Annotated in this window: 14 protein-coding genes; 9 read left to right on the top strand and 5 right to left on the bottom strand. The window is 72.7% G+C overall.

Translation table 11 applies throughout. From position 1 onward, the window contains the following. Position 1: 1 nt before the first annotated feature. The 3 genes from AB0H84_RS26360 (at position 2) to AB0H84_RS26350 (ending at position 4,877) form a co-directional block, all read left to right on the top strand. Complete coding sequence (locus AB0H84_RS26360; protein WP_357609313.1) at positions 2-1,138, top strand: acyl-CoA dehydrogenase family protein; 1,137 nt, start codon at positions 2-4, stop codon at positions 1,136-1,138. A 78-nt stretch (positions 1,139-1,216) separates the two neighbouring features. Beyond that, positions 1,217-1,651, top strand: coding sequence for a GNAT family N-acetyltransferase (locus AB0H84_RS26355; protein WP_357609311.1), 435 nt, complete (start codon positions 1,217-1,219; stop codon positions 1,649-1,651). Positions 1,652-1,745: 94 nt separating this feature from the next. Beyond that, complete coding sequence (locus AB0H84_RS26350) at positions 1,746-4,877, top strand: AAA family ATPase (protein ID WP_357609308.1); 3,132 nt, start codon at positions 1,746-1,748, stop codon at positions 4,875-4,877. A gap of 420 nt (positions 4,878-5,297) precedes the next feature. Here the strand turns inward: AB0H84_RS26350 and AB0H84_RS26345 are convergent, their stop codons facing one another. From AB0H84_RS26345 to AB0H84_RS26335, 3 genes are all read right to left on the bottom strand, one after another. After that, entirely contained in the window at positions 5,298-7,880 is a 2,583-nt protein-coding gene (locus AB0H84_RS26345) for a hypothetical protein (protein ID WP_357609305.1), read from the bottom strand. 83 nt (positions 7,881-7,963) lie between these two features. Then, positions 7,964-8,893, bottom strand: coding sequence for a PfkB family carbohydrate kinase (locus AB0H84_RS26340; protein WP_357609302.1), 930 nt, complete (start codon positions 8,891-8,893; stop codon positions 7,964-7,966). Next, entirely contained in the window at positions 8,890-9,816 is a 927-nt protein-coding gene (locus AB0H84_RS26335) for a pseudouridine-5'-phosphate glycosidase (protein WP_357609300.1), read from the bottom strand. The genes AB0H84_RS26340 and AB0H84_RS26335 overlap by 4 nt, the downstream gene beginning before the upstream one ends. Positions 9,817-10,126: 310 nt before the next feature. Here AB0H84_RS26335 and AB0H84_RS26330 point away from each other — a divergent pair, with 310 nt between their 5' ends. After that, on the top strand, positions 10,127-11,635 hold the full coding sequence (locus AB0H84_RS26330) for an NAD(P)/FAD-dependent oxidoreductase (protein WP_357609298.1): 1,509 nt from the start codon (positions 10,127-10,129) through the stop codon (positions 11,633-11,635). A 12-nt stretch (positions 11,636-11,647) separates the two neighbouring features. On the opposite strand, the gene AB0H84_RS26325 is transcribed toward AB0H84_RS26330, so the two are convergent. After that, positions 11,648-12,205, bottom strand: coding sequence for a helix-turn-helix domain-containing protein (locus AB0H84_RS26325; protein WP_357609296.1), 558 nt, complete (start codon positions 12,203-12,205; stop codon positions 11,648-11,650). Positions 12,206-12,292: 87 nt separating this feature from the next. Between AB0H84_RS26325 and AB0H84_RS26320 the strand changes: the two genes are divergently transcribed. The 5 genes from AB0H84_RS26320 (at position 12,293) to AB0H84_RS26300 (ending at position 18,826) form a co-directional block, all read left to right on the top strand. After that, positions 12,293-13,495: a cytochrome P450 gene (locus AB0H84_RS26320; protein ID WP_357609294.1), complete on the top strand. Its 1,203-nt coding sequence runs from the start codon at positions 12,293-12,295 to the stop codon at positions 13,493-13,495. Between the two features lie 64 nt (positions 13,496-13,559). After that, positions 13,560-14,261, top strand: coding sequence for a response regulator transcription factor (locus AB0H84_RS26315; RefSeq protein ID WP_357609292.1), 702 nt, complete (start codon positions 13,560-13,562; stop codon positions 14,259-14,261). After that, positions 14,258-15,619, top strand: a complete 1,362-nt coding sequence (locus tag AB0H84_RS26310; protein WP_357609290.1) for a HAMP domain-containing sensor histidine kinase — start codon at positions 14,258-14,260, stop codon at positions 15,617-15,619. Before AB0H84_RS26315 ends, AB0H84_RS26310 begins: the two co-directional genes overlap by 4 nt. Positions 15,620-15,644: 25 nt before the next feature. Beyond that, positions 15,645-16,817 (top strand): bifunctional glycosyltransferase family 2/GtrA family protein, encoded by a 1,173-nt coding sequence (locus AB0H84_RS26305; protein WP_357609288.1) that lies wholly within the window; start codon positions 15,645-15,647, stop codon positions 16,815-16,817. Beyond that, positions 16,814-18,826, top strand: coding sequence for a glycosyltransferase family 39 protein (locus tag AB0H84_RS26300; protein WP_357609285.1), 2,013 nt, complete (start codon positions 16,814-16,816; stop codon positions 18,824-18,826). Before AB0H84_RS26305 ends, AB0H84_RS26300 begins: the two co-directional genes overlap by 4 nt. Positions 18,827-18,867: 41 nt before the next feature. Here the strand turns inward: AB0H84_RS26300 and AB0H84_RS26295 are convergent, their stop codons facing one another. Beyond that, positions 18,868-20,790 carry a peroxidase family protein gene (locus AB0H84_RS26295; protein WP_357609282.1) on the bottom strand — a complete coding sequence of 641 codons (1,923 nt, stop codon included), beginning with the start codon at positions 20,788-20,790 and terminating at the stop codon, positions 18,868-18,870. Positions 20,791-20,809 lie beyond the last annotated feature (19 nt).

Raw genomic sequence — 20,809 nt, 5'->3', positions numbered from 1 at the left:
CATGCTCAAGGACGAGTACGAAGAGCTGCGCAAGACCGTCGAGTCGTTCGCCCGCGAGGTGGTCGCGCCGGTGATCGGCGATTACTACGAGCGCGAGGAGTTCCCGTACGACATCGTGCGGCAGATGGGCGCCATGGGGCTGTTCGGGCTGCCCTTCCCCGAGGAGTACGGCGGCATGGGCGGCGACTACTTCGCGCTCTGCGTGGCGCTGGAGGAACTGGCCCGCGTCGACTCCAGCGTGGCGATCACGCTCGAGGCCGCGGTGTCGCTGGGCGCGATGCCGATCTACCGGTTCGGCACCGGCGAGCAGCGTGGACACTGGCTCCCCAAGCTGACCTCGGGCTCGGCGCTGGGCGCGTTCGGGCTGACCGAGCCGGGCGGCGGGTCCGACGTGCCGGGCGGCATGCGTACCACGGCCGTGCTCGACGGGGCCGAATGGGTGATCAACGGGACGAAGTCGTTCATCACGAATTCCGGCACCGACATCACGGCCGTCGTCGGCGTGGCCGCGCTCACCGGCGAGCGGGAGATCTCCACGATCCTCGTGCCGAGCGGCACGCCCGGGTTCCAGGTGTCGAAGAAGTACTCCAAGGTCGGCTGGAACGCCTCCGACACCCGCGAGCTCTCGTTCACCGACTGCCGCGTCCCCGCCGCGAACCTCCTGGGCGAGCGCGGCCGCGGCTACGCGCAGTTCCTGCAGACCCTCGACGAGGGGCGCATCGCCATCGCGGCGCTCAGCGTCGGGCTGGCGCAGGGCTGCGTGGACGAATGCCTCAAGTACGTCAGGGACCGGAAGGCCTTCGGCCACCCGATCGGCCACTACCAGGCCATCCAGTTCAAGATCGCCGACATGGAGGCCCGCGCGCACACCGCCCGCCTGGCCTACTACCACGCGGCCGAGAAGATGCTGGCCGGGGCGCCGTTCAAGAAGGAGGCCGCGATCGCCAAGCTGGTCTCGTCGAACGCGGCGATGGACAACTCGCGGGACGCCACACAGGTGTTCGGCGGGTACGGGTTCATGAACGAGTTCCCCGTGGCGCGCTTCTACCGGGACGCCAAGGTGCTGGAGATCGGGGAGGGCACGAGCGAGGTGCAGCGCATGCTCATCGCCCGCCAGCTCGGCCTGGGCGACCTCTGAGCGTCATTCGCGTTGCCGCGCGAGCCGCGCCTCCAGGAGTTTGCGTGAGGAAGGTTGAAAGATCTAGTGTCATCTTCCATGACGGCTGAAGATCTTCTCATCAGGAGGGCGGAGAAGTCGGACGCGGACGAGGTGTTCGCGCTGGCCCGCGAGTTCGGGCTGACGTTCAGGCCCGAGCGCGAGGCCTTCGACGCCGCCCTGCCCGAGCTGCTGGCGAACAAGGACGCCCTGCTGCTCGCAGCCGTCGTCGGCGGGCGCGTCCACGGCTACCTGCTGGGCTTCGTCCACCTGACGCTGTTCGCGAACGGGCCGGTGGCCTGGGTCGAGGAGGCCATGGTCGGGTCGGGGTCGCGGCGGCAGGGGATCGGGCGGGCTCTCCTGGAGGAGTTCGAGCACTGGGCGCGGTCGCGGGAGGCCGGATACGTGGCGATGGCCACGCGACGGGCCCCGGAGTTCTACCACGCGCTGGGTTACGAGGCCTCCGCCACGTTCTTCCGCAAGGTCCTCCGCTAGCCGCCACGCCACCCCACCCCACTCGCCGGTGAGGTGCCGCGTGACCGGGTGACCGGCGGGGGATTCTGTCGTCTCCGGATGGCATCCTTAGGGCGTGAGTATCCACGCCATCAGCCCTCGGTTCGTCGGGCGAGCCCGGGAGCTCGCCGTTCTGGGTGATGCGCTGGCCAGGGCGCGCGCCGGCGCGTCCTCCACCGTGCTCGTCGGCGGCGAGGCGGGGGTCGGCAAGACGCGGCTGATCAGGGAGTTCACCGACCGGGCCGACGACGTTCTGGTGCTCGTCGGCGGCTGTCTGGAGCTGGGCACGGAGGGCCTGCCGTTCGCGCCGTTCACCGCCGTGCTGCGCGGGCTCGTCCGCGAGCTGGGGCGCGACGGCGTCGCGGCGCTCGTTCCCGGTGGCACCACGCGGGGGCTGGCGCGGCTGCTGCCCGAGTTCGGGGAGCCCGACAAGGACGGGCCCGAGGCGCGGGCGCGGCTGTTCGAGCAGGTGCTCGGGCTGCTGGAGCGGCTGGCCGAGGAGCGCCCCGCGCTGCTGATCGTCGAGGACGCGCACTGGGCCGACCGCTCCACCCGCGACCTGCTGTCGTTCCTGGTCCGCTACCAGCCCAGCGCGGCGGGCCTGCTGATCGTGGTGACATACCGCACCGACGAGCTGCACCGCACCCACCCGCTGCGGCCGCTCCTCGCCGAGCTGGGCCGGGTCGAGTGGGTGCGGAGGGTCGAGCTGCGCAGGCTGACCCGCAGGGAGGCCGTCGCGCAGGCGGCCAGCATCCTGGAGCGGGAGCCGTCCCCCGCCGTCATGGATCAGATATACGCGCGCAGCGAGGGAAACCCGCTGTTCGTGGAGGCGCTGCTCAGCGAGGGTAGCGGCGGTGACGCGCTGCCGGAGTCGCTGCGCGACCTGCTGCTGGCCGGCGTCGAGCGGCTGCCCGACGAGACGCAGGAGCTGCTGCGCGTGGCCAGCGCCGGCGGGCAGCGCATCGAGCACGACCTGCTCTCCGCCGTCGCCGGGCTTGACGAGAGCGCGCTCTCCCGCGCGCTGCGGCCCGCGGTGGCGGGCAACGTGCTGGCCGTCGACGGCGAGGGCTACTGCTTCCGGCACGCGCTCATCCGCGAGGCCCTCCACGACGACCTGCTGCCCGGCGAGCACACCCGCCTGCACACCCGCTTCGCCGAGGCGCTGGAGCGCGACCTGTCGATCCTGCCCGCGCCGCGCGGCGCGATCGAGCTGGCCCACCACTGGCACTCCGCCCACGACTCCACCTGGGCGCTGGTCAGCGCCTGGCACGCGGCCGCCGCCGCCCGCAAGTCCACCGCGTACGACGAGCAGCTCGGCATGCTCTCCAGGGTCCTCGAGCTGTGGGACCAGGTGCCCGACGCCGCCGAGCGCATCGGGCGCGACCGGCTCGACGTGCTCGCGCAGACGGCCACGGTCGCTCACCTCGCCGGGGAGTACGAGCGCTCCATCGCCCTGGCCAGCGCCGCCCTCGCCGAGGTCGACCGCGACGCCGACCCGATCAGGTCGGCCAAGCTGCTGCGTCAGCGCGGCCTGACCCGCTACGACCTGGGCCGCCCCGGCTACGTCGACGACCTGCGCGACGCGGCGGCGCTCGTCCCCTCCGACCAGCCCAACAAACTGCGCGGCCAGGTCCTGGAGAGCCTGTCCCGCATGCTCCACGGGCCCGAGGTCTGGTCGGAGAAGCTGGCCACGGCGCGGCTCGCGATGGAGATCGGCCACGAGGTGCGCGACGCCAACGTGGAGGCCCACTCGCTGATCAATCTCACCTGGGCGCGTTTCGGCTACTCCGAGATCGAGGCCCAGCTGGAGGCGTTCACGGAGGCACGCAGGATCGCTCACCGCGACGAGGCGTACAACGCGTTGATGCGCTGCGCGATCTCCGAGTCCGACGCGCTGGAGGGAGCGGGGTGGCACGAGCGGGCCGCGCAGGTCGCCCGCGACGGGGTCGAGGAGGCGGGGCGCTACGGCCTGGCGCGCACGTCCGGCACGTTCCTGTCGATCAACCTGGCCGAGCCGCTGGTGTCCCTCGGGAGATGGGAGGAGGCGCTGGAGGTGATCGAGCACGCGCTCGACCTCGCGCCGCCCGCCCCCTACCGGGCCAGCCTGCAGGGGTTCGCCACCGACATCGCGCTCGCCCGTGGGGAGCTCGACCGGGCGGAGAGGCTGCTGGATTCGTCGCGGAGCGTGCTGTCGCGCGGCACCTTCCGCGATCAGACGGTCCTGCCGCATCTGCGCAGGGAGGTGCAGCTGCTGTGGGCGCGCGGGCAGGTGGAGGCGGCCGTGGAGGCGGCCGCCCGGGGCATGAGGGAGCGCGACCTGCTGGCGAGTCCGCGCTACTCCTGGCCCGTGCTGGTGACCGTCGCCTCCCTGCTCACCTCCGTGGTGCCGCAGTCCGAGCGCGCCGCACCGCCTGCCCGGACCGGCTCGGACGCGTTGCGGGCCGTGCGCTGGGGCGCGTCGGGTGCGTCGGGGGTTCTGGGCTCGGGTGCGTCAGGTGCGCCGGGGCTTCTGGGCTCGGGCGCGGCGGGTGCGCCGGGGCTTCCGGACTCGGGCGCGGCGGGCGTCGTGGGGTCGGGTGAGTCACCCGTGCCGCCGTCGGAGTCCGGTGCGTCGCTCCTGGCCCTGCTCCGGACGTTGGGGCAGGAGCTCGAGACGGAGGGCGAGCTTCAGCAGGCGTACCGCCTCACGTTCACGGCGCTGATGGGTCCCGAGCCGCCGCTGGGCGAAGACGCCGCTGACACGGCCGCATGGCAGTTGAAGGCATGGGACCTGGCAGTCGGCGCGTGGGCGGCGCTGCGGCAGCCGTACACGGAGGCTCAGAGCCTGGTAGGCGCGGCTTCGGCGGCGCTGGCGTCCGGGGACCGGCAGGAGGCCGCGGCACGGCTGGGACGCGCGCGGGAGCTCGCCGGCCGGCTGGGCGCGGCGCCGCTTCTGGAGCAGCTCGACGTCTTCGCGCGGCGGGCCCGGATCGGAGGTTCGGAGGAGGCGGCTGACGGGCACCCGCTGGGGCTGACGGCCCGGGAGCTGGAGGTGCTGCGGGAGGTGACGAACGGGCGGAGCAACCGGGAGATCGCCGAGGCGCTGTTCATCTCGGTGAAGACGGTGAGCGTGCACGTCTCCAACATCCTGGCCAAGCTGGGCGTCGCCACCCGGGGCGAGGCCGCCGCCACCGCCCACCGCCTCCACCTGTTCGACGCGTCGCTGTGACGACACGGTGCGGCGGTCCCCGGCTGCCGGGTGACAGCCCGCTGCTCCGCGTACGTCGTCACCAGCCACGCGGCGCCGCCGCTCTCCGGCAGCCGGGGGCGTCCCGATGCCGGCCTGCACGCCGGGACAAGTCCGTGCCCCGCCGCTTCGGGCCGGGCTGCTGAGCGCCCGTTCCGGCGCGCGTCGTAGCGGTGGCGTGGTGCGTCACCAGGGGGCGGCGCATGGGGCGCGACGGGGCGGCCTGTGCGGCTGTGGGGGCCGGACCGCCGCCTCCCCTTCCATGGGACGGTGCGGCTACGGCGACGGGCCGGTCATGCGCGTCCTGGGTGCGTGGGCGTGGCGGAGCGGTGCGGCCCGTCCGATCACGGCGGAGGGGCCGTCGGGAGGGTGCGGCGGAGGGGTGTTGAGGGTCCGGGGTGGTCAGCCGGTGAGCTGGGCCTCCAGGCGGTAGCCGTCCACCGTGACGTACACCTGGTCTCCAGGCCGGGCGTTCAAGCGCATCAGCACCGGCTGGAGGGAGTCGAAGACCGGCTGGTGGCCCTGCCAGACCAGGACGATGGCGTTGTCGCCGGGGCCCGTCACCGACAGCAGCGTGCCGGGGCGCATGCCGAGCTGGGCCGCGTACCCCTCCGGCACCGGCACGGGGCCGCCCCGGAGGTGTTCCGGGGTCACCTCGATGCGCTGCCAGCGGCGTGGGTCCGAGGACGGGCTGGGCAGCGGCGGAGGCGGCGTGGAAGGGGTGCCCGCCAGGGCGCCCGGGAGCATCGGCGAGCGGCCGCCGGACAGCGCCGACAGCGTGGCCAGCGCGGCAGAGGGGTCGATCGAGTTGGCCGACGCCGCCGGGATGGGCTGGCCGCCCCGGTGGTGGTGGCCGTTGGCCCCGGGCGTGCGGCGGGGGAGGGGCTGGGCGGGTGTCGGGGCCGAGGCGGCGGTGTCGGGGCCGGTCTCCGGGGGCAGGGCGTCGAGCCAGGCCTTGGCGGAGTGGGCGCGGATGCCCAGCTCGGCCATCAGCTCCACGACGTCCGCGTCGGGCGGGCTGGCGGCCAGCAGCTGCCTCGTACGTGCCTGCAGGCCGTACATGTCGCCCACGACCAACCAGCCGTCCTGGAGGCGGCGGTCGGGCATGAGCGTCACCAGCACGCGCCAGAGCGGGGTACGCAGCGAGGGCACCATCACGGGGTGGGCCGGGTCGGCGCCGATGAGCTGGTCCTCGGTGGCGGCCGCGCCGAGCCACTCGGTCAGGCGGAACATGTGCCCCGTGACCGGCGCGGACTCCGAGGAGCGCAGCCAGTTCAGCACGCGCTCCTCTGCGGTGCGCTGCGCCTGGGAGAGTGCGTCCCGCTCCACCAGCATCTTGTGGGCCAGCGTGCGCAGGCTCACCGGATCCTCTGCGAACAGCCGGTGCACGGCCACGGCCAGCTCCAGCTTGTCCAGGCTGCGGAACAGGCTGTCCACGACCCGGACCATCGCGTGGTCGGTGTCGGAGGGCACAGAACCGCCGGAAGACGCGCCGGGTGCGGGCGCCGGATAACGCGAAGGGCCGCCGGCCTTGGAGTTCTCTCCCGTGCCGGGAACGGCGGGCATCGAGCCGGTGGAGGGTCCGCCGCCTGGGACGGCAGGCATCGAGCCGGTGCCAGGGCCGCTGCCTGGGACTGCGGGCGTCGAGCCGGTGGAGGGTCCGCCGGGGATGGCGGGCATGGAGCCGGTGGAGGGGCCGCCGCCTGGGACGGCAGGCATCGAGCCGGTGCCAGGGCCGCCGCCTGGGACGGCAGGCATCGAGCCGGTGCCAGGGCCGCTGCCTGGGACTGCGGGCGTCGAGCCGGTGGAGGGTCCGCCGGGGACGGCGGGCATCGACCCGGTCGAGGGTCCGCCGGACATCGGGCCGGCGTCCGGGCGTCCGGGCTGCGGGCCTGTCGGGCGTTGCGGGAGGCGTTCGGGCTGGCCGGGGGCCGGGCGCTGCGGCAGGCCCTCGCCCGCCAAGCCCTGGCGCGGGCCGCCGCCCTGGGGTTCCGCCGGGAAGGAGCCGTTCTGCGCGGGGAACGCCCCCGTCTGCCGCTGCGGCCCGCTGTCCGCGGGCTGCTGCGCCGGGAAAGGTCCGCTCTGGCGGTCAGAGGGCGGCTGCTGTGCAGGGAAAGGGCCGCTCTGGCGGTCAGCGGGCGGCTGTTGCCCGGGAAGGGGGTCGCCCTGCGGCGCTGGGAAGGAGCCGGTCTGGCGATCCGCCGGCCGCTGCGCAGGGGAGACGCCGGGCTGGCGCTGTTGGGAAGGGTCCGCGGGCTGGGAGGTGAAGGATCCGGTCTGGACGCTCGAGGCCGGCCCCGAGAGTGGCAGGGCCGGGAACGAGCCCGTCTGGCGCTGCGGGGCGCCGTCCGGGGACAGGGAGGCGGCCTGGCCCTGGTTCGCGGACGGCCCGGTGGTGCCCTGCCGCTGCCCGGCCTCCTCGGCCGTGGAGCCGCTCAGGGCGGCGAAGGAGCCGGTCTGCGGCCCCCCGTCCGGCTGGACCGGGAAGGAGCCCGTGCTCCTGGGCGAGACGATGAGCGGCCGGGTGACCTCAGGATGTTCGGCCGCGGCCGGGGCCTGCCGCTGGGCCGGGATGCGGCCGAGGATCTCGCGGAAGACCGAGCCGATCACCGCCTCCGGCGTCGCCGAGGGCGTGCCCAGGTCGCTGGGGGACAGGCGGCGCAGCCGCTGCCAGCCGCCGAGCCCCGTGATCGCCGTACGGGTGGACTCGGGCCAGCCCGGCAGCGCCGGATCGACGTGATGAACGGTCAGCGCCGGCAGCAGATCGGACAGCGGCAGATGGTCCCAGCGAGAGGAGGCCAGCCGCGCCAGACGTTCGCAGATCCAGTCGAGCCCCGCCGTGCCGAGCGCCCTCGAGAGCGCGAGCGAGGACCACCACCCCGCCGGAAGACGCGGATCGCCCAGCGCCTCGGCCACCTGCTGTGGGCGGCTCCAGCGCAGCGCAGGGACCAGGTCGCTCAGGCAGATCGATGACTCGACTTCCATCGGCGGACCTTATCCTCCCCAGTGGGCCGCGTGGTGCTGGCCGTAACGCGTGTGGCTAATGGTGCAGCTTACGCGGCAAGCTATCAATCAGTGTGAATAGGGTAAAGACGGTTCAGATCCAAACCGTACCGTGGCCGACCGCCCACCTGGGCCACACATTCGGCACCAGCACGGCAACCTGCCTCCAAAGCCGCCTCTTCGCTGACACCCTGCAAAGTGCCTGTGAGGAACCCGGCGGCGAACGCGTCACCCGCCCCGGTCGAGTCCACGACCTCGGCGGACACCCCCGCGGCCGTCGCGACGATCTCGCCGTCCACGGCGGCCAGCGCGCCCTGCGCTCCGAGCTTCACGACCGCTGTGCCGTAAGTCTCACTCAAAAGTACGGCGGCGCGCTCCGCGGTGGCGGCGCCGGTCAGCAGGAGGGCCTCGTCGAGGTTCGGCAGGATCAGCCCGGCGGGGGCGGACTCGCGGAGGAAACGCTCGACGCCGAAGTCGCGCAGCGGGCCGGTGGAGGCCGGGTCGATGCTGATCGCGATCCCGGCGGCCGCCGCCTCGGCCATCGCCCGCCTGGCCAGTCGTAGCCCGGCGTCGGCGAACATCACGTAGCCGGACAGGTGGAGCCGCGTCACACCGTCGAGCAGGGCGGGGTCCCAGTCGGCCTCGGAGATGAGGCCGCCGGCGCCGCGGTTGGTGAGCATCGTACGCTCGCCGGTCCGGTCCACCATCGCGATCACGACCGCGGTCGGGCGGTCGGGATCGACGGTGACGTGCGTGCGCACGCCCGTCCTGGCCAGTTCGGCGGTGTGCCACTCGCTGCTGTCGTAGCCGAGCCTGGCCAGCAGGCGCACGTCGGCGCCCAGGCGGGCGGCCCAGGCGGCGGTGTTCGCGCCGGAGCCGCCGGGGCGCAGGACGATGTCGGCGGCCGTGTCGGTGCCCGACGTGACCGGCGAACCGTGCAACGCCACCACGTCGGTGACCACGTCACCGACGACCAGGAGGGCGCCGCCCGTCACGATCGTGCCCAGGACAGGGCGATCTGGGCGGCCAGGGCGGTGTTGCCGCGCACGGCGGCCAGGTTGGCCTCCAGGGAGGCGCCGGCCGTGCCCTCGACCAGGTACGAGAGCAGGAACGGCGTGATCGCCTGCCCCTTGACGCCCTCGCGCTCCGCGGCGGCCAGCGCCTCGGCCAGCACGCGGTCATGGAGCTCCGGGTCGAGCTGCTGCTCCTCGGGGACCGGGTTGGCGACGATCAGCGCCGTCTCCTGGCCGCCGAGCGCGTCCTGACCGCGCATGATCGCCGCCGCCTCGTCGGGCGACTCGATCCGCCAGTCGATCGGCAGGCCGGAGGTGTGCAGGTAGAAGCCGGGGAAGGTGTCCGTACGGTATCCCGCCACGGTCACGCCGCGCGTCTCGAGGCGCTGGAGCGTCGCGGGCACGTCGAGGATCGACTTGACGCCGGCGCAGACCACCGTGATGCGGGTACGCGCGAGCGTGTCGAGGTCGGCCGACTCGTCCTGGTCCTCGGTCCATCCGCGGTGCACGCCGCCGAGCCCGCCGGTGGCGAAGATCCGGATGCCGGCGCGGGCCGCCAGGAACGACGTGGCGGAGACGGTCGTCGCGCCGCTGGCCTTGAGCGCCGCGGCCACGGGCAGGTCCCGCTGTCCCAGCTTGCGCAGGCCGGGCTCACCGGCGATGCGCTCCAGCTCCACCTCGTTCAGGCCGATGCGGGGCACGCCGTCCAGCACGGCGATCGTGGCCGGCACGGCGCCCGCGGCCCGTACGACGCCCTCCAGCTCGCGCGCCACCTCGAGGTTGCGCGGCTGGGGCAGCCCGTGGGAAATGATCGTGGACTCCAGGGCCACGACGGGCGCGCCATTCGCCAGGGCCTCGGCGACCTCGTCGGACGGCTGGAGAATGGAGTCGGGAGTGCTGCGCATGTGTGTTTTGTGCTCCTTGAGAGGTCCTGGCCGGTTAGGGCGAACGGCGAATTTTACGCGATTTGTTCCGAGCGCGGCACGTCGCGGCGCTGGTCGGACGGTCGTCCACTTGAGGATCACACGATCGGCGTCACCCACGCCAGCGACCCGCCTGCGCCTGGGGGCGAGGCGATTGGCCCCCGACGGCCGGGGGCTCCGGAGCTGTGGTGCGGGCGATGGAGGGGAGGAGATGACCGGCATCCTGGCGCCGGGTGAAATGTCCAAATGTGGGCGTTGACGGGTGGTGCGGGGTCGGTCGTAGGGTGCGGGAATGGGTTCGTATGACGTGGTCGTGGCCGGAGGCGGGCACAACGGGCTGGTGGCGGCCGCCTATCTGGCTCGGGCCGGGCGCAGCGTGCTGGTGCTGGAGCGTCAGGACCACGTGGGCGGCCTGGCGATCTCCGCGCGGGCCTTCCCGGGCGTCGACGTACGGCTGTCGCGCTACTCCTACCTGGTCAGCCTCCTCCCCTCCAGGATCGTCCGTGATCTCGGGCTCGATCTGGAGCTGCGCCGCCGCCGCTACGCCTCGTACACCCCCAAAGGCGACACCGGGCTGCTCGTCGACAACGAGGACGCGCGGGCGACGGCGGCCTCGTTCGCGCGCGTCACCGGCGGCGAGGCCGACCACAAGGCGTGGCAGGACTTCTATGACCTGACCGCCCGCGTGGCGCAGGCCCTCGCCCCCACGCTGCTCGAACCCCTCCCCACCGCCTCCGAGGTCGAGCGGCTCGTCGGGCCCGAGGCGTGGCGTGACCTGTTCCGGCGGCCGATCGGCCGGACCGTGGCCGAGCGGTTCGGCGACGACACCGTGCGCGGCGTCGTGCTCACCGACGCGCTGATCGGCACGTTCGCCGACCCCGCCACCGACCTGCTGGCGAACCGGTGCTTCCTCTACCACGTGATGGGCGACGGCACCGGCGAGTGGAACGTCCCCGTCGGCGGCATGGGCGCCGTCTCGGGGGCGCTCGAGGCGGCGGCCAGGCAGGCGGGCGCCGAGATCAGGACCGGGGCCGAGATCGTCGGGATCTCGCCGTCCGGCGAGGTCACGTTCGCGGCGGGAGACGGCGAGCACACGGTGAACGGCGGGCACGTGCTGGTCAACCTGCCGCCCGCCGTACTCGACCGAGTGCTGCGGCGTCCCGTGACGGTGCCCGAGGGCGCGCAGCTCAAGGTCAACATGGTGCTGACGAGGCTGCCCAGGCTGAAGGACGCGTCCGTGGATCCCCGGGCGGCCTTCAGCGGTACGTTCCACATCAACGAGGGGCGCGACCAGCTCGACACGGCATATCAACAGGCAGTAAGAGGGCAAATTCCGGAATTGCCCCCGGCCGAGGTCTATTGCCATTCGCTGACCGACCCGTCCATTCTCGGCCCCGAGCTCAGAGGCAGGGCCGAGACGATGACGCTCTTCGGCCTCCACATGCCAGCCCGACTTTTCCGGAAAAATCCAGAAGAAGCCAGGAAAGCGGCGCTGGCGGCCACCTTCGCGTCCATCAACTCCGTCCTGGCGGAGCCCATCGAGGAATGCCTGCTCAAAGCCCCCGACGGCACCCCGTGCGTCGAGGTCAGAACCCCTGTGGACCTCGAAAGGGAGGCCGGGCTTCCGGGCGGCCACATTTTCCACACCGACCTGAGCTGGCCGTACGCGGAAGAAGGCGAGAGATGGGGCGTGGAGACGGAGCATGAGCGCATCCTGATGTGCGGTGCGAGCGCCCGCCGGGGTGGCGGCGTGAGTGGAATCGCCGGGCACAACGCGGCCATGTCGGTGCTCGAGCGCTGATCCGCCGGAGCGTCACTCCTCCGAGATCAGCTTCATGGCCACCTCCATGGCCACGGCCGACCGCTCCGACTCCGGCACGTCCATGTCGATGGGGAACGCCACGCTCCCCATGATCACCGCGACAACCGCCAGCCGCGCCTGGAACCGCCGTACCGGACTCGCGCCCGGCTCCTCCAGCAGCGAGACCATCTTGAGCATCTCGTCCCGCATCCGCTCGCCGGTCGGCACCTCCTGCATCACGCCCTGATTCACCTGCGCGAACTTGACCAGAGGCTGCCACTGGTCCTGGAGCAGCCCGCCGATCCGCTGCAGGATCTCCCGCCTGGCCTCGGGGGTCCTGGGCTGCGCACGGCCCCACTCCACCAGCTCCTCGACCGATGAGAGCAGCCCCTCCACGACGCTCGCCAGGATCGCCTCCTTGGTGCGGAAATGGTAGTAGAGCGCCGGCCTGGTGATCTCCAGCCGCTCCGCCACCTCCTGCAGCGTGGTCTGCTCGTATCCCCGCTCGGCGAACAGCTCCAGCGCCACCTGCTGGATCCGCTCCTTGGTGTCCGTCCGCCGCCCTGCCATGCCACTCCCATCACTTGACGGCCGGGCCCGCGATCACTTACTTTCGCGTAAGTAAGCAATGCGATCCGGCTTGTAGGGAGCAAGACTATGGCTCAGACCTTCCCCGTCCAGCGCACCTGCCCCTTCGCGCCCCCGCCCGAGTACGAGCGGATGCGCGAGGAGGCCCCGCTCGTCCGGGCCGCACTCCCCGGCGGCGAGGTGTGGCTGGTCACGAGGCTCGCCGAGGCCAAGCAGGTCCTGTCGGGCACGGGCATCAGCACCAACCCGGAGACCCCCGGCCACCCCGCCTGGGCGCTCAGACCGGAGCCGCCGACGCAGGAGGAGCGGGCCGCGATGCGGGACTTCGGGATCGGCCAGTTCATCGACCTCGACCCGCCGGAGCACGGCAGGTTCCGGCGGCTGCTCATCCCCGAGTTCACCGTCAGGCGCATCAGGGAGCTGCGGCCCGGCATCCAGCGCGTCACCGACGAGCTCATCGACGACATGCTGGCCAAGGGCGACGAGGCGGAGCTGGTCGAGGCGTTCGGGCTGGCGCTGCCGTCGCTGGTCATCTGCCAGCTGCTCGGCGTCCCGTACGAGGACCGAGAGTTCTTCCAGTCGCGCACCCGGCAGGCGGTCTCCAACTTCGACGACCTGGAGGTGAGCCGCGCCGCGATGATGGAGATCAGGGACTTCCTCGACGGCCTGGTCACCAAGGCCGAGCGGCAGCCCGGGGACGACCTGCTCGGGCGGCTGATCCAGAGCGGGCAGCTCACCCACGACGAGCTCGTGGGCGTGACCTTCCTGCTGCTCGTCGCCGGCCACGAGACCACCGCCAACATGGTCCCGCTCGCCGCCCTCACCCTCATGCGCCACCCGGACCAGCTCGCCATGCTGCGCGCGGACCCGGACAAGTGGCCCATGGCGGTGGACGAGCTGCTGCGCTACCACTCCGTGGTGGACTGGGTGGCGTTCGACCGGGTGGCCACCGAGGACCAGGAGATCGGCGGGCAGCTCGTCAGGAAGGGGGAGGGCATCTTCGTGCTCGGCGCCTCCGCCAACAGGGACGAGCGGGCGTTCGAGCGGCCGGACGAGTTCGACGTCGAGCGCGGGGCCCGCCACCACGTCGCGTTCGGTTACGGTGTGCACCAGTGCCTGGGCCAGAACCTGGCCAGGGCCGAGATGGAGATCGCGCTGCGCACGCTGTTCGAGCGCCTCCCCGGCCTGCGGGTCACGGTGCCCGACGAGGAACTGCCCATGAAGGGCGACGGCCCGATCTTCGGGCTCAAAGCGTTGCCCGTCGCCTGGTGATCCTCATGAAACGCGGATGAGTGCGTTTATCAGGTTCTCATGATGAGCCTCTAGCGTTTGTCCCATGAGCGAGCCCGCACGGTTGCTGGTGGTGGATGACGAGCCCGCGTTGCGCGAGGCGTTGCAGTCGAGCCTGGAGTTCGAGGGCTACAAGGTCGTCACGGCCAACGACGGGCTGGCGGCACTGGAGGCGCTGGCGCAGGAGCCCTACGACGCGGTGCTGCTCGACGTCATGATGCCCAGGCTCGACGGTCTGACCGCGTGCCGCCGGCTGCGGGCGTCCGGCAACCACATCCCGGTCCTCATGCTCACCGCCCGCGACGCCGTGGGGGACCGGGTGTCGGGGCTCGACGCGGGGGCCGACGACTACCTGGTCAAGCCGTTCGAGCTGGACGAGCTGCTGGCCCGCGTCCGCGCGCTGCTGCGGCGGGGCGCGCTGAGAGCGCCCACCCCCGACGGCGGCGACGCCCTCTCGTACGGCGACCTGCGCATGGACCTGGCCACCAGGGAGGTCACGCGGGGCGAGCGCAGGCTCGACCTGACGAGGACCGAGTACCTGCTGATGGAGCTGTTCCTGTCGCATCCGCGCCAGGTGCTGACCAGGGACCAGATCCTCAGCGAGGTGTGGGGCTTCGACTTCGAGCCGACGTCCAACTCGCTCGACGTCTACGTGATGTACCTGCGGCGCAAGACCGAGGCCGGGGGCGAGCCCCGCGTGATCCACACGGTGCGCGGGGTGGGGTACGTGCTGCGGGCCGCGCCGTGATCTGGCGCAGCCTCCGCACCCGCCTCACGCTCCTGGTCGCGGCGGCGGTCGCGCTCGCCATCGCGGTCAGCGCGGGCGCGTGCTTCATGATCGTGCGCAAGCAGCTCTACGACCAGGTGGACTGGGAGCTGAAGCCGCGCGGCGACAGCAGCCTGCCCTGGCTCGTCGAGCACTGCCGGCCCACACCCGAGCCTCCCGGTCCCTGGGGCCCGGTGCAGGCGACGCAGATCATCTACAGTGACGGCCGCCCCACCTGCTACTACGGCTCCGCGCTGAAGATCACGGAGGACGACCTGCAGGTCGCGTCCGAGGGCGGCCGGCCGCACCCGCACAACGGCCTGGCCGAGGACGGCTCGCCCATGCGCATCGTCACCGCCCAGGTCGGCCCGGGGATGGCCGTCATGGACGCCCGCCCGATCGGCCGCCTGCAGAACACGCTGCGCAACGTGGCGCTGCTGCTCGGCGTGGTCTCCGCCCTCGGCGTGATCGGCGCGGGCACCGCGGGCCTGCTCATCGCCCGTACGGCCCTGCGCCCCGTGGGCCGCCTCACCAGGGCGGTCGAGCACATCGCCCAGACGGAGGACCTCGGCACCCGCATCCCCGTCGAGGGCGACGACGAGATCGCCCGCCTGTCCTCCTCCTTCAACGCCATGACCGCCGCCCTGGCCGGCTCCCGCGACCGCCAGAAGCAGCTCGTCGCCGACGCCGGCCACGAGCTGCGCACACCCCTGACCACCCTCCGCACCAACATCGACCTCCTCCTCCGCAGCGAGCAGACAGGCCGCAGCCTCGAACCCAAGGCCAAGGAGCGCCTGCTGGTCAACGTCAAGGCGCAGTTCGCCGAGCTGTCCACGCTGGTCGCCGACCTCCTCCAGCTCGCGCGCGGCGACACCGAGCACGAGCCGCACGTCGAGCTGGGCTTCCACGAGGTCGTGACGGCCGCCGTCGAGCGGGCCCGGCTGCGCGGCGCCGAGGTGGTCACGGACCTCAGCCCCTGGTACGTCGTCGGCAGCGCCGCCTCGCTCGAACGCGCCGTGCTGAACCTCATCGACAACGCCGCCAAGTTCAGCCCCGGCGGCCAGGTCGAGGTGCGGCTGCGCGGCGGCCGGCTGACCGTGCGCGACCACGGCCCTGGGCTGCCCGAAGAGGAGCTGCCGCACGTCTTCGAGCGGTTCTGGCGCTCGCCGTCCGCCCGCGGCCTGCCAGGGTCCGGGCTGGGGCTGGCGATCGTGGCGCAGGCCGTCGCGGAGGCGGGAGGAGAGGTCCGTCTCGCGAACGCGCCAGGCGGCGGGGCCATCGCGACCATGGAGCTGCCGGGAACTCTCATGCGCAGCTCAGAAACGGATAAGTCCCATTAAATGACCGCCCCTTGAGCTAGGGGGCATGGAGACAACAGCAGTAAGGACGCGCCTGGTCGAGGTGGTCGTCCCGGTCTACAACGAGCAGCGGGCGCTCCGCGCGAGCATCACCCGGCTGCAGACCTACCTCACCGGGAACTTCCCGTACGGCTTCCGCATCACGATCGCCGACAACGCCAGCACCGACGGCACCTGGCAGATCGCCACCGAGCTCGCGAAGGAGCTCGCCCACGTACGGGCCGTGCACCTCGACGAGAAGGGCCGCGGCCGGGCGCTGCGCACGGTCTGGTCGCGGAGCGAGGCGGACGTCGTCAGCTACATGGACGTGGACCTGTCCACCGACCTGGACGCGTTCCTGCCGCTGGTCGCGCCCCTGCTCTCCGGCCACAGCGACCTCGCCATCGGCACCCGCCTGGCCAGGGCGTCGAGGGTGGAGCGGGGGCCGAAGCGCGAGTTCGTCTCCCGCTCGTACAACCTGCTGCTCCGCTCCGTGATGGGCGCCGGCTTCTCCGACGCGCAGTGCGGGTTCAAGGCCGTGCGTACGGAGATCGCGCAGGCGCTGCTGCCCGGCGTGGAGGACGAGCAGTGGTTCTTCGACACCGAGCTGCTGCTGCTCGCCGAGCGGCACGGGCTGCGCATCCACGAGGTGCCCGTGGACTGGGTGGACGATCCGGACAGCCGGGTCGACATCGTGCAGACCGCGCTCGACGACCTGCGCGGCCTGGCCAGGGTGGCGCGCAGGACGCTGTGGGGAGCGGCCCGCGTCCCCGTGCCCGCCCGGGTCGAGCGGGCCGAGCTGCCGAAGGGGATGGCCAGGCAGCTGCCCAGGTTCGCGATCGTGGGCGTGGTGAGCACGGCGGCCTACCTCGTGCTCTACTCGCTGCTGCGGCAGATCGTCCCGCCGCTGGCGGCCAACGCGGTCGCGCTGCTGGTGACGGCCGTGGCCAACACCGCCGCGAACCGCCGCTTCACATTCGGCGTCAAGGGCTCGGGAGGCGCGCTGCGCCACCAGTTCGAGGGCCTGATCGCCTTCCTCGTCGGCCTGGTCCTCACCTCGGGGACCCTGTCGCTCCTGCCTGCCGGGGTCTCCCACGGCGTCGAGCTGGTCGCGGTCATCGTCGCGAACGCCGCCGCCACGCTCGTCCGCTTCCTGCTGCTGCGTGTCTGGGTCTTCAACCCCAGGAGGACCGCCCGATGACCGCCACCGCCGAACGTCCCGCGCACCGGATCCCCGCGGAGCGCGGCCCGGCCGCCCGCGTCCTCCTCGGCGCCGCGGCGGACCCGCGCTGGTCGCGGCCCGCGCTCTGGGGGGTGCTCGCGGTCGCGTTCGTCCTCTACACGTGGGGGCTGAGCGGCGACGCCAACCAGTACTACGCCGCCGCCGTACTGTCCGGCACCCAGAGCTGGAAGGCGTTCTTCTTCGGCGCTCTGGACGCCGGATCGTTCATCACCGTGGACAAGCCGCCGCTGGCGCTGTGGGTGATGGGCCTGTCCGCGCGGATCTTCGGGTACAGCACGTGGAGCATGCTGCTCCCGCAGGCGCTGGCCGGGGTGGCCGCCGTCGGCCTGGTCTTCTCCGCCGTACGCCGCTCCTTCGCCGGGGGTCGGTACGCGCACGCCGCCGCGCTCGTCGCGGCCGTGGTCATGACGCTCACCCCGATCACCGTGGCGATCAACCGGGACAACAACCCCGACACGGTCCTCGTGCTGCTGCTGGTGCTGGCGGCCTGGTTCTGCCTGGAGTCGCTGCGTACCGGGCGGCTGCGGTCGCTGCTGGTGTGCGCGCTCTTCGTGGGGCTGGCCTTCAACACGAAGATGCTGCAGGCCTACCTCGTGGTGCCGGCGTTCGCGCCGGCGTACCTGGTGTGCGCCCGCCTCTCCTGGGCCAAGCGCGTGGGGCACCTGCTCGCGGCCGGCGCCGTCATGGCGGTGTCCAGCGCCTGGTGGATGGTGATCGTCGACCTCATGCCCGCCGGCTCGCGCCCCTACGTCGGCGGCTCGACGGACAACTCCGTGTGGGACCTGGTGATCGGCTACAACGGCCTGGGCCGCGTCTTCGGCGAAGGGCAGGGCCGGGGCGGCGGCGGTGGGGGCGCCGGTTTCGGCGGTGCGGCCGGGGCCGGGCGGCTCTTCAACGACATCGTGGCGGGGCAGATCTCCTGGCTGCTGCCGTTCTGCGGGGTGGCGCTGGCGTTCGCCGTGGTCATGCGGGTGCGACGGCTCCCGGACGGCCCGTCCGGCGCCGCCTGGCTGCTGTGGGGCGGCTGGCTGGCCGTCCACTACGTGGTGTTCAGCTTCTCCAGCGGCACCTTCCACCCGTACTACACGACCGCGATGGCTCCTGCCGTGGCCGCTCTGTGCGGGATGGGCGGGGTGGTCATGTGGCAGGCGTACCGGCGGTCGGCGGCGTGGGCCTGGGCGCTGCCGCTGGCCGTGGCCGTGACGGGCGTCTGGTCGTTCGTGGTGCTGCGCCGCACGCCCGACTGGGCGCCGTGGCTGGCCTGGGTCGTGCTCGGGGCGACCCTGGTGGCCGTGGCGGTGCTCGCGCTGGCCAGGGTACGGGCCCAGGTGACGGTCAGGATCGCGGCCGTCGCGCTGGCCGCCGCGGTGGTGGCGGGGCTGGCCGGTCCCGCCGCGTTCGCCGTCACGCCGCTGCGGTCGCAGGTGAACGGATCCAACCCGACCGCCGGGCCGAACGCGGGAGGGATGGGCTTCGGCCGGATGGGCGGCCAGTTCCCCGGTGGCCGGTTCCCCGGAGGTCCTGGCGGCGAGTTCCCCGGCGGCTCCGGCGGCCAGTTCCCGGGCGGGCAGGGGCAGCCACCCGGCCAGAACGCGGGCACAAGGACGGAACGGAGCGGCCGGGCGGGCTTCATGGGCGGCGGGATCAGCGACTCCATGGTCACGTACCTCCTGGCGAACCAGGGCAAGGCCACCTGGCTGGTCGCGGTGAACAGCGCCATGCAGGCGTCGCCGGTCATCCTGTCCACCGGCAAGCCCGTGCTCGCCATGGGCGGCTTCACCGGCAGCGACCCCGCCATGACCGTGGACCGCCTCAAGGAGCTCGTCTCCTCCGGACAGCTCCGCTACGTCATGTCGGGCGGCGACCGCGGCGGCCCGGACCGGGGCAACACCGGGGTGAGCACGTACGTACAGGAGAACTGCAAGGCCGTGGACGGCCAGGACGGCCTCTACGACTGCGCCGCGTGACCGGGGGGCGGGGCGCCTTGAGGGCGCCCCGCCCGTCGAGGTCAGGCAGCGGCGCGGCGCCATGGGGCGAAGGCGTTCGCCACGCGGTGCAGCGCCGGGCGGAGCTCCGGGTGGTGGCGCAGGATCACGGAGGCCAGGCTGCTCTCCGCGATCCAGTCCAGCCCGACCCCGGTGTAGACGCGCTCGGCGTAGTCGGTGGTGAAGAACCGGTCGCTGTTGAGCCTCCTGGAGGCCATCAGGACGAACACCCGGAAGGCCGTGTCGCTGAAGGCGAACCCCTGCGGGCGCCGCTCGGCGAACATGCCGGTGATCAGGTCGACGTCCTCCAGCCGGTCCGCGTACACCTCGCGCAGCTCCGCCGCGAGCGCCGGATCGTCCGTGAGCGAGTCGAATCCGCACGCCGGCGGCAGGTGCAGCAGCCGGCGGAACTCGTTGTAGCGCGGCACGCCCAGTTCGCGGCAGCGGATCAGGTCGGTCGCGGCCAGGTCCATCACGCGGCCGTCGGGGCGGACGAACTCCTGCAGCAGGCGCGGGAAGTTGTGCAGGACGATCGCGCCCGGGTGCTCGGTCCCGAAGGAGTACAGCAGGTCGGCGGCGGGGACGGCGATCGTCAGCGCCGCCGGCCCGGAGAGCTCGCGCAGCGAGTACTGCTGGATGGCGGAGTCGTCGCGCAGGGACCGCAGGCTGTAGTCGTCGGGGATCAGTGGATGCATCCGGTAGACGGCCGTGAACTCCTCCGTGAGGCTGTACGGCACCCCGAAGTGGTCGGTGGGCGAGCCGGGGATGCCGCTGATCGCCTCACTTCTGCTGATCCTGCCCACCGCCTTGCGGAGCCGCTCCGAGGCCAGGCCCCACCAGTTGGCCCGCAGGCCCACCACCGCCGTGGGATGGCTGATGATCGCGGGTGTCCACTCCACGGTGTGGATCTTGGCGACCAGCGCGGCGTTGATCAGCCTGGCGCGCTCGAACAGCTCGTCATCGCCCCAGGCGGGGAAGTCGGCGTGGAGCCGGTCGCAGATGGCGTTGTGCTCGCGCTCGAACAGCCCCTGCAGCATCACCAGGCCGAGCCAGAAGCCCGGTTCGCGGGCCGGGTCGGACCCCGGCCCGGTCATCGCCCGGACTCCGGACGGCCGCGGCCGGATCTTGCCGGCGCTCCCGGTGCGGATGGCGCGCTGCTCCTCGTCACTGGTGCCGTAGACCAGCGACAGGTCCCACCAGTGGGTGAGGGTGTTGAGCGAGGTCGCGGGACCGTCGTAGCCGGGCGGGCGCGTCGGGTCCGGAGGGACTCGCGGGATCGTCAGCAGCGGTTCCGGCCAGTCGTCGCCCGGCTCCAGCGGGATGGTCCACGGGTCCTCCGACGGGCTGCTCCCGTGGCTGAACCAGTCCCTGATCATGAACTGCAGCCAGGCCGCGGCGAGGACGTTGAGCGTGCGGGCGGGCTGGAACCGGGTGCGGGTCATGAGCCGCCGGCTGACCAGGCGCGGGTTCGGTGTCATGACGCGCTCGGGCGGCTCTGCGTACGCGTGGTCGAGCGGGACGTTCCGCCCGAACCGGGTCCCGGCCATGCCCATGGCCGGACGATCCACATCGTTGTACGAGCCGTTCGCGGTCCGGCGTACGTCGTGGCCGGCCGGGTCCGGGGCGGGCGGCGGCGGGCCGATGGCGGGCAGGCGGCCGGGGTCGTACAGGTTCCGCTTGCGCAGCCGGTTGCGGATCCCCACCAGGACCGCCAGGCCGAGCGGGGTGGGCAGCCGATCCCAGCCGAACCGGTGGTCGAGCAGCTCGGCGAGCGCGTCGTAGGCCGTCCAGAACCACGAGCGGCGGTAGCCCGCTCCGGCGACCGGCCGCTCCCGCCCGGCGCGGCCCGCCGGCGGCACGGCGGCACGGGTGGTTTCGGGGGCGGGCGCGGGCGAGGTGGCGGGCGTGACGCGGGCGGCGGTACGGAGGATCTGGCGGTGTCTCATCGGATCTCCCGGTGAATGG

The sequence above is a fragment of the Nonomuraea sp. NPDC050786 genome (assembly GCF_040654115.1).
In the GTDB taxonomy this organism is placed as follows: Bacteria; Actinomycetota; Actinomycetes; order Streptosporangiales; family Streptosporangiaceae; genus Nonomuraea.
This window is presented reverse-complemented; position numbering and strand designations above follow the sequence as displayed.

Bases quoted from the DNA above. Each gene is read 5' to 3' on its own strand.
- AB0H84_RS26355 (WP_357609311.1), top strand. From the start codon at position 1,217: ATGACGGCTGAAGATCTTCTCATCAGGAGGGCGGAGAAGTCGGACGCG.
- AB0H84_RS26330 (WP_357609298.1), top strand. From the start codon at position 10,127: ATGGGTTCGTATGACGTGGTCGTGGCCGGAGGCGGGCACAACGGGCTG.
- AB0H84_RS26295 (WP_357609282.1), bottom strand. From the start codon at position 20,790: ATGAGACACCGCCAGATCCTCCGTACCGCCGCCCGCGTCACGCCCGCC.
- AB0H84_RS26320 (WP_357609294.1), top strand. From the start codon at position 12,293: ATGGCTCAGACCTTCCCCGTCCAGCGCACCTGCCCCTTCGCGCCCCCG.
- AB0H84_RS26315 (WP_357609292.1), top strand. From the start codon at position 13,560: ATGAGCGAGCCCGCACGGTTGCTGGTGGTGGATGACGAGCCCGCGTTG.
- AB0H84_RS26305 (WP_357609288.1), top strand. From the start codon at position 15,645: ATGGAGACAACAGCAGTAAGGACGCGCCTGGTCGAGGTGGTCGTCCCG.
- AB0H84_RS26300 (WP_357609285.1), top strand. From the start codon at position 16,814: ATGACCGCCACCGCCGAACGTCCCGCGCACCGGATCCCCGCGGAGCGC.
- AB0H84_RS26335 (WP_357609300.1), bottom strand. From the start codon at position 9,816: ATGCGCAGCACTCCCGACTCCATTCTCCAGCCGTCCGACGAGGTCGCC.
- AB0H84_RS26325 (WP_357609296.1), bottom strand. From the start codon at position 12,205: ATGGCAGGGCGGCGGACGGACACCAAGGAGCGGATCCAGCAGGTGGCG.
- AB0H84_RS26345 (WP_357609305.1), bottom strand. From the start codon at position 7,880: ATGGAAGTCGAGTCATCGATCTGCCTGAGCGACCTGGTCCCTGCGCTG.
- AB0H84_RS26360 (WP_357609313.1), top strand. From the start codon at position 2: ATGCTCAAGGACGAGTACGAAGAGCTGCGCAAGACCGTCGAGTCGTTC.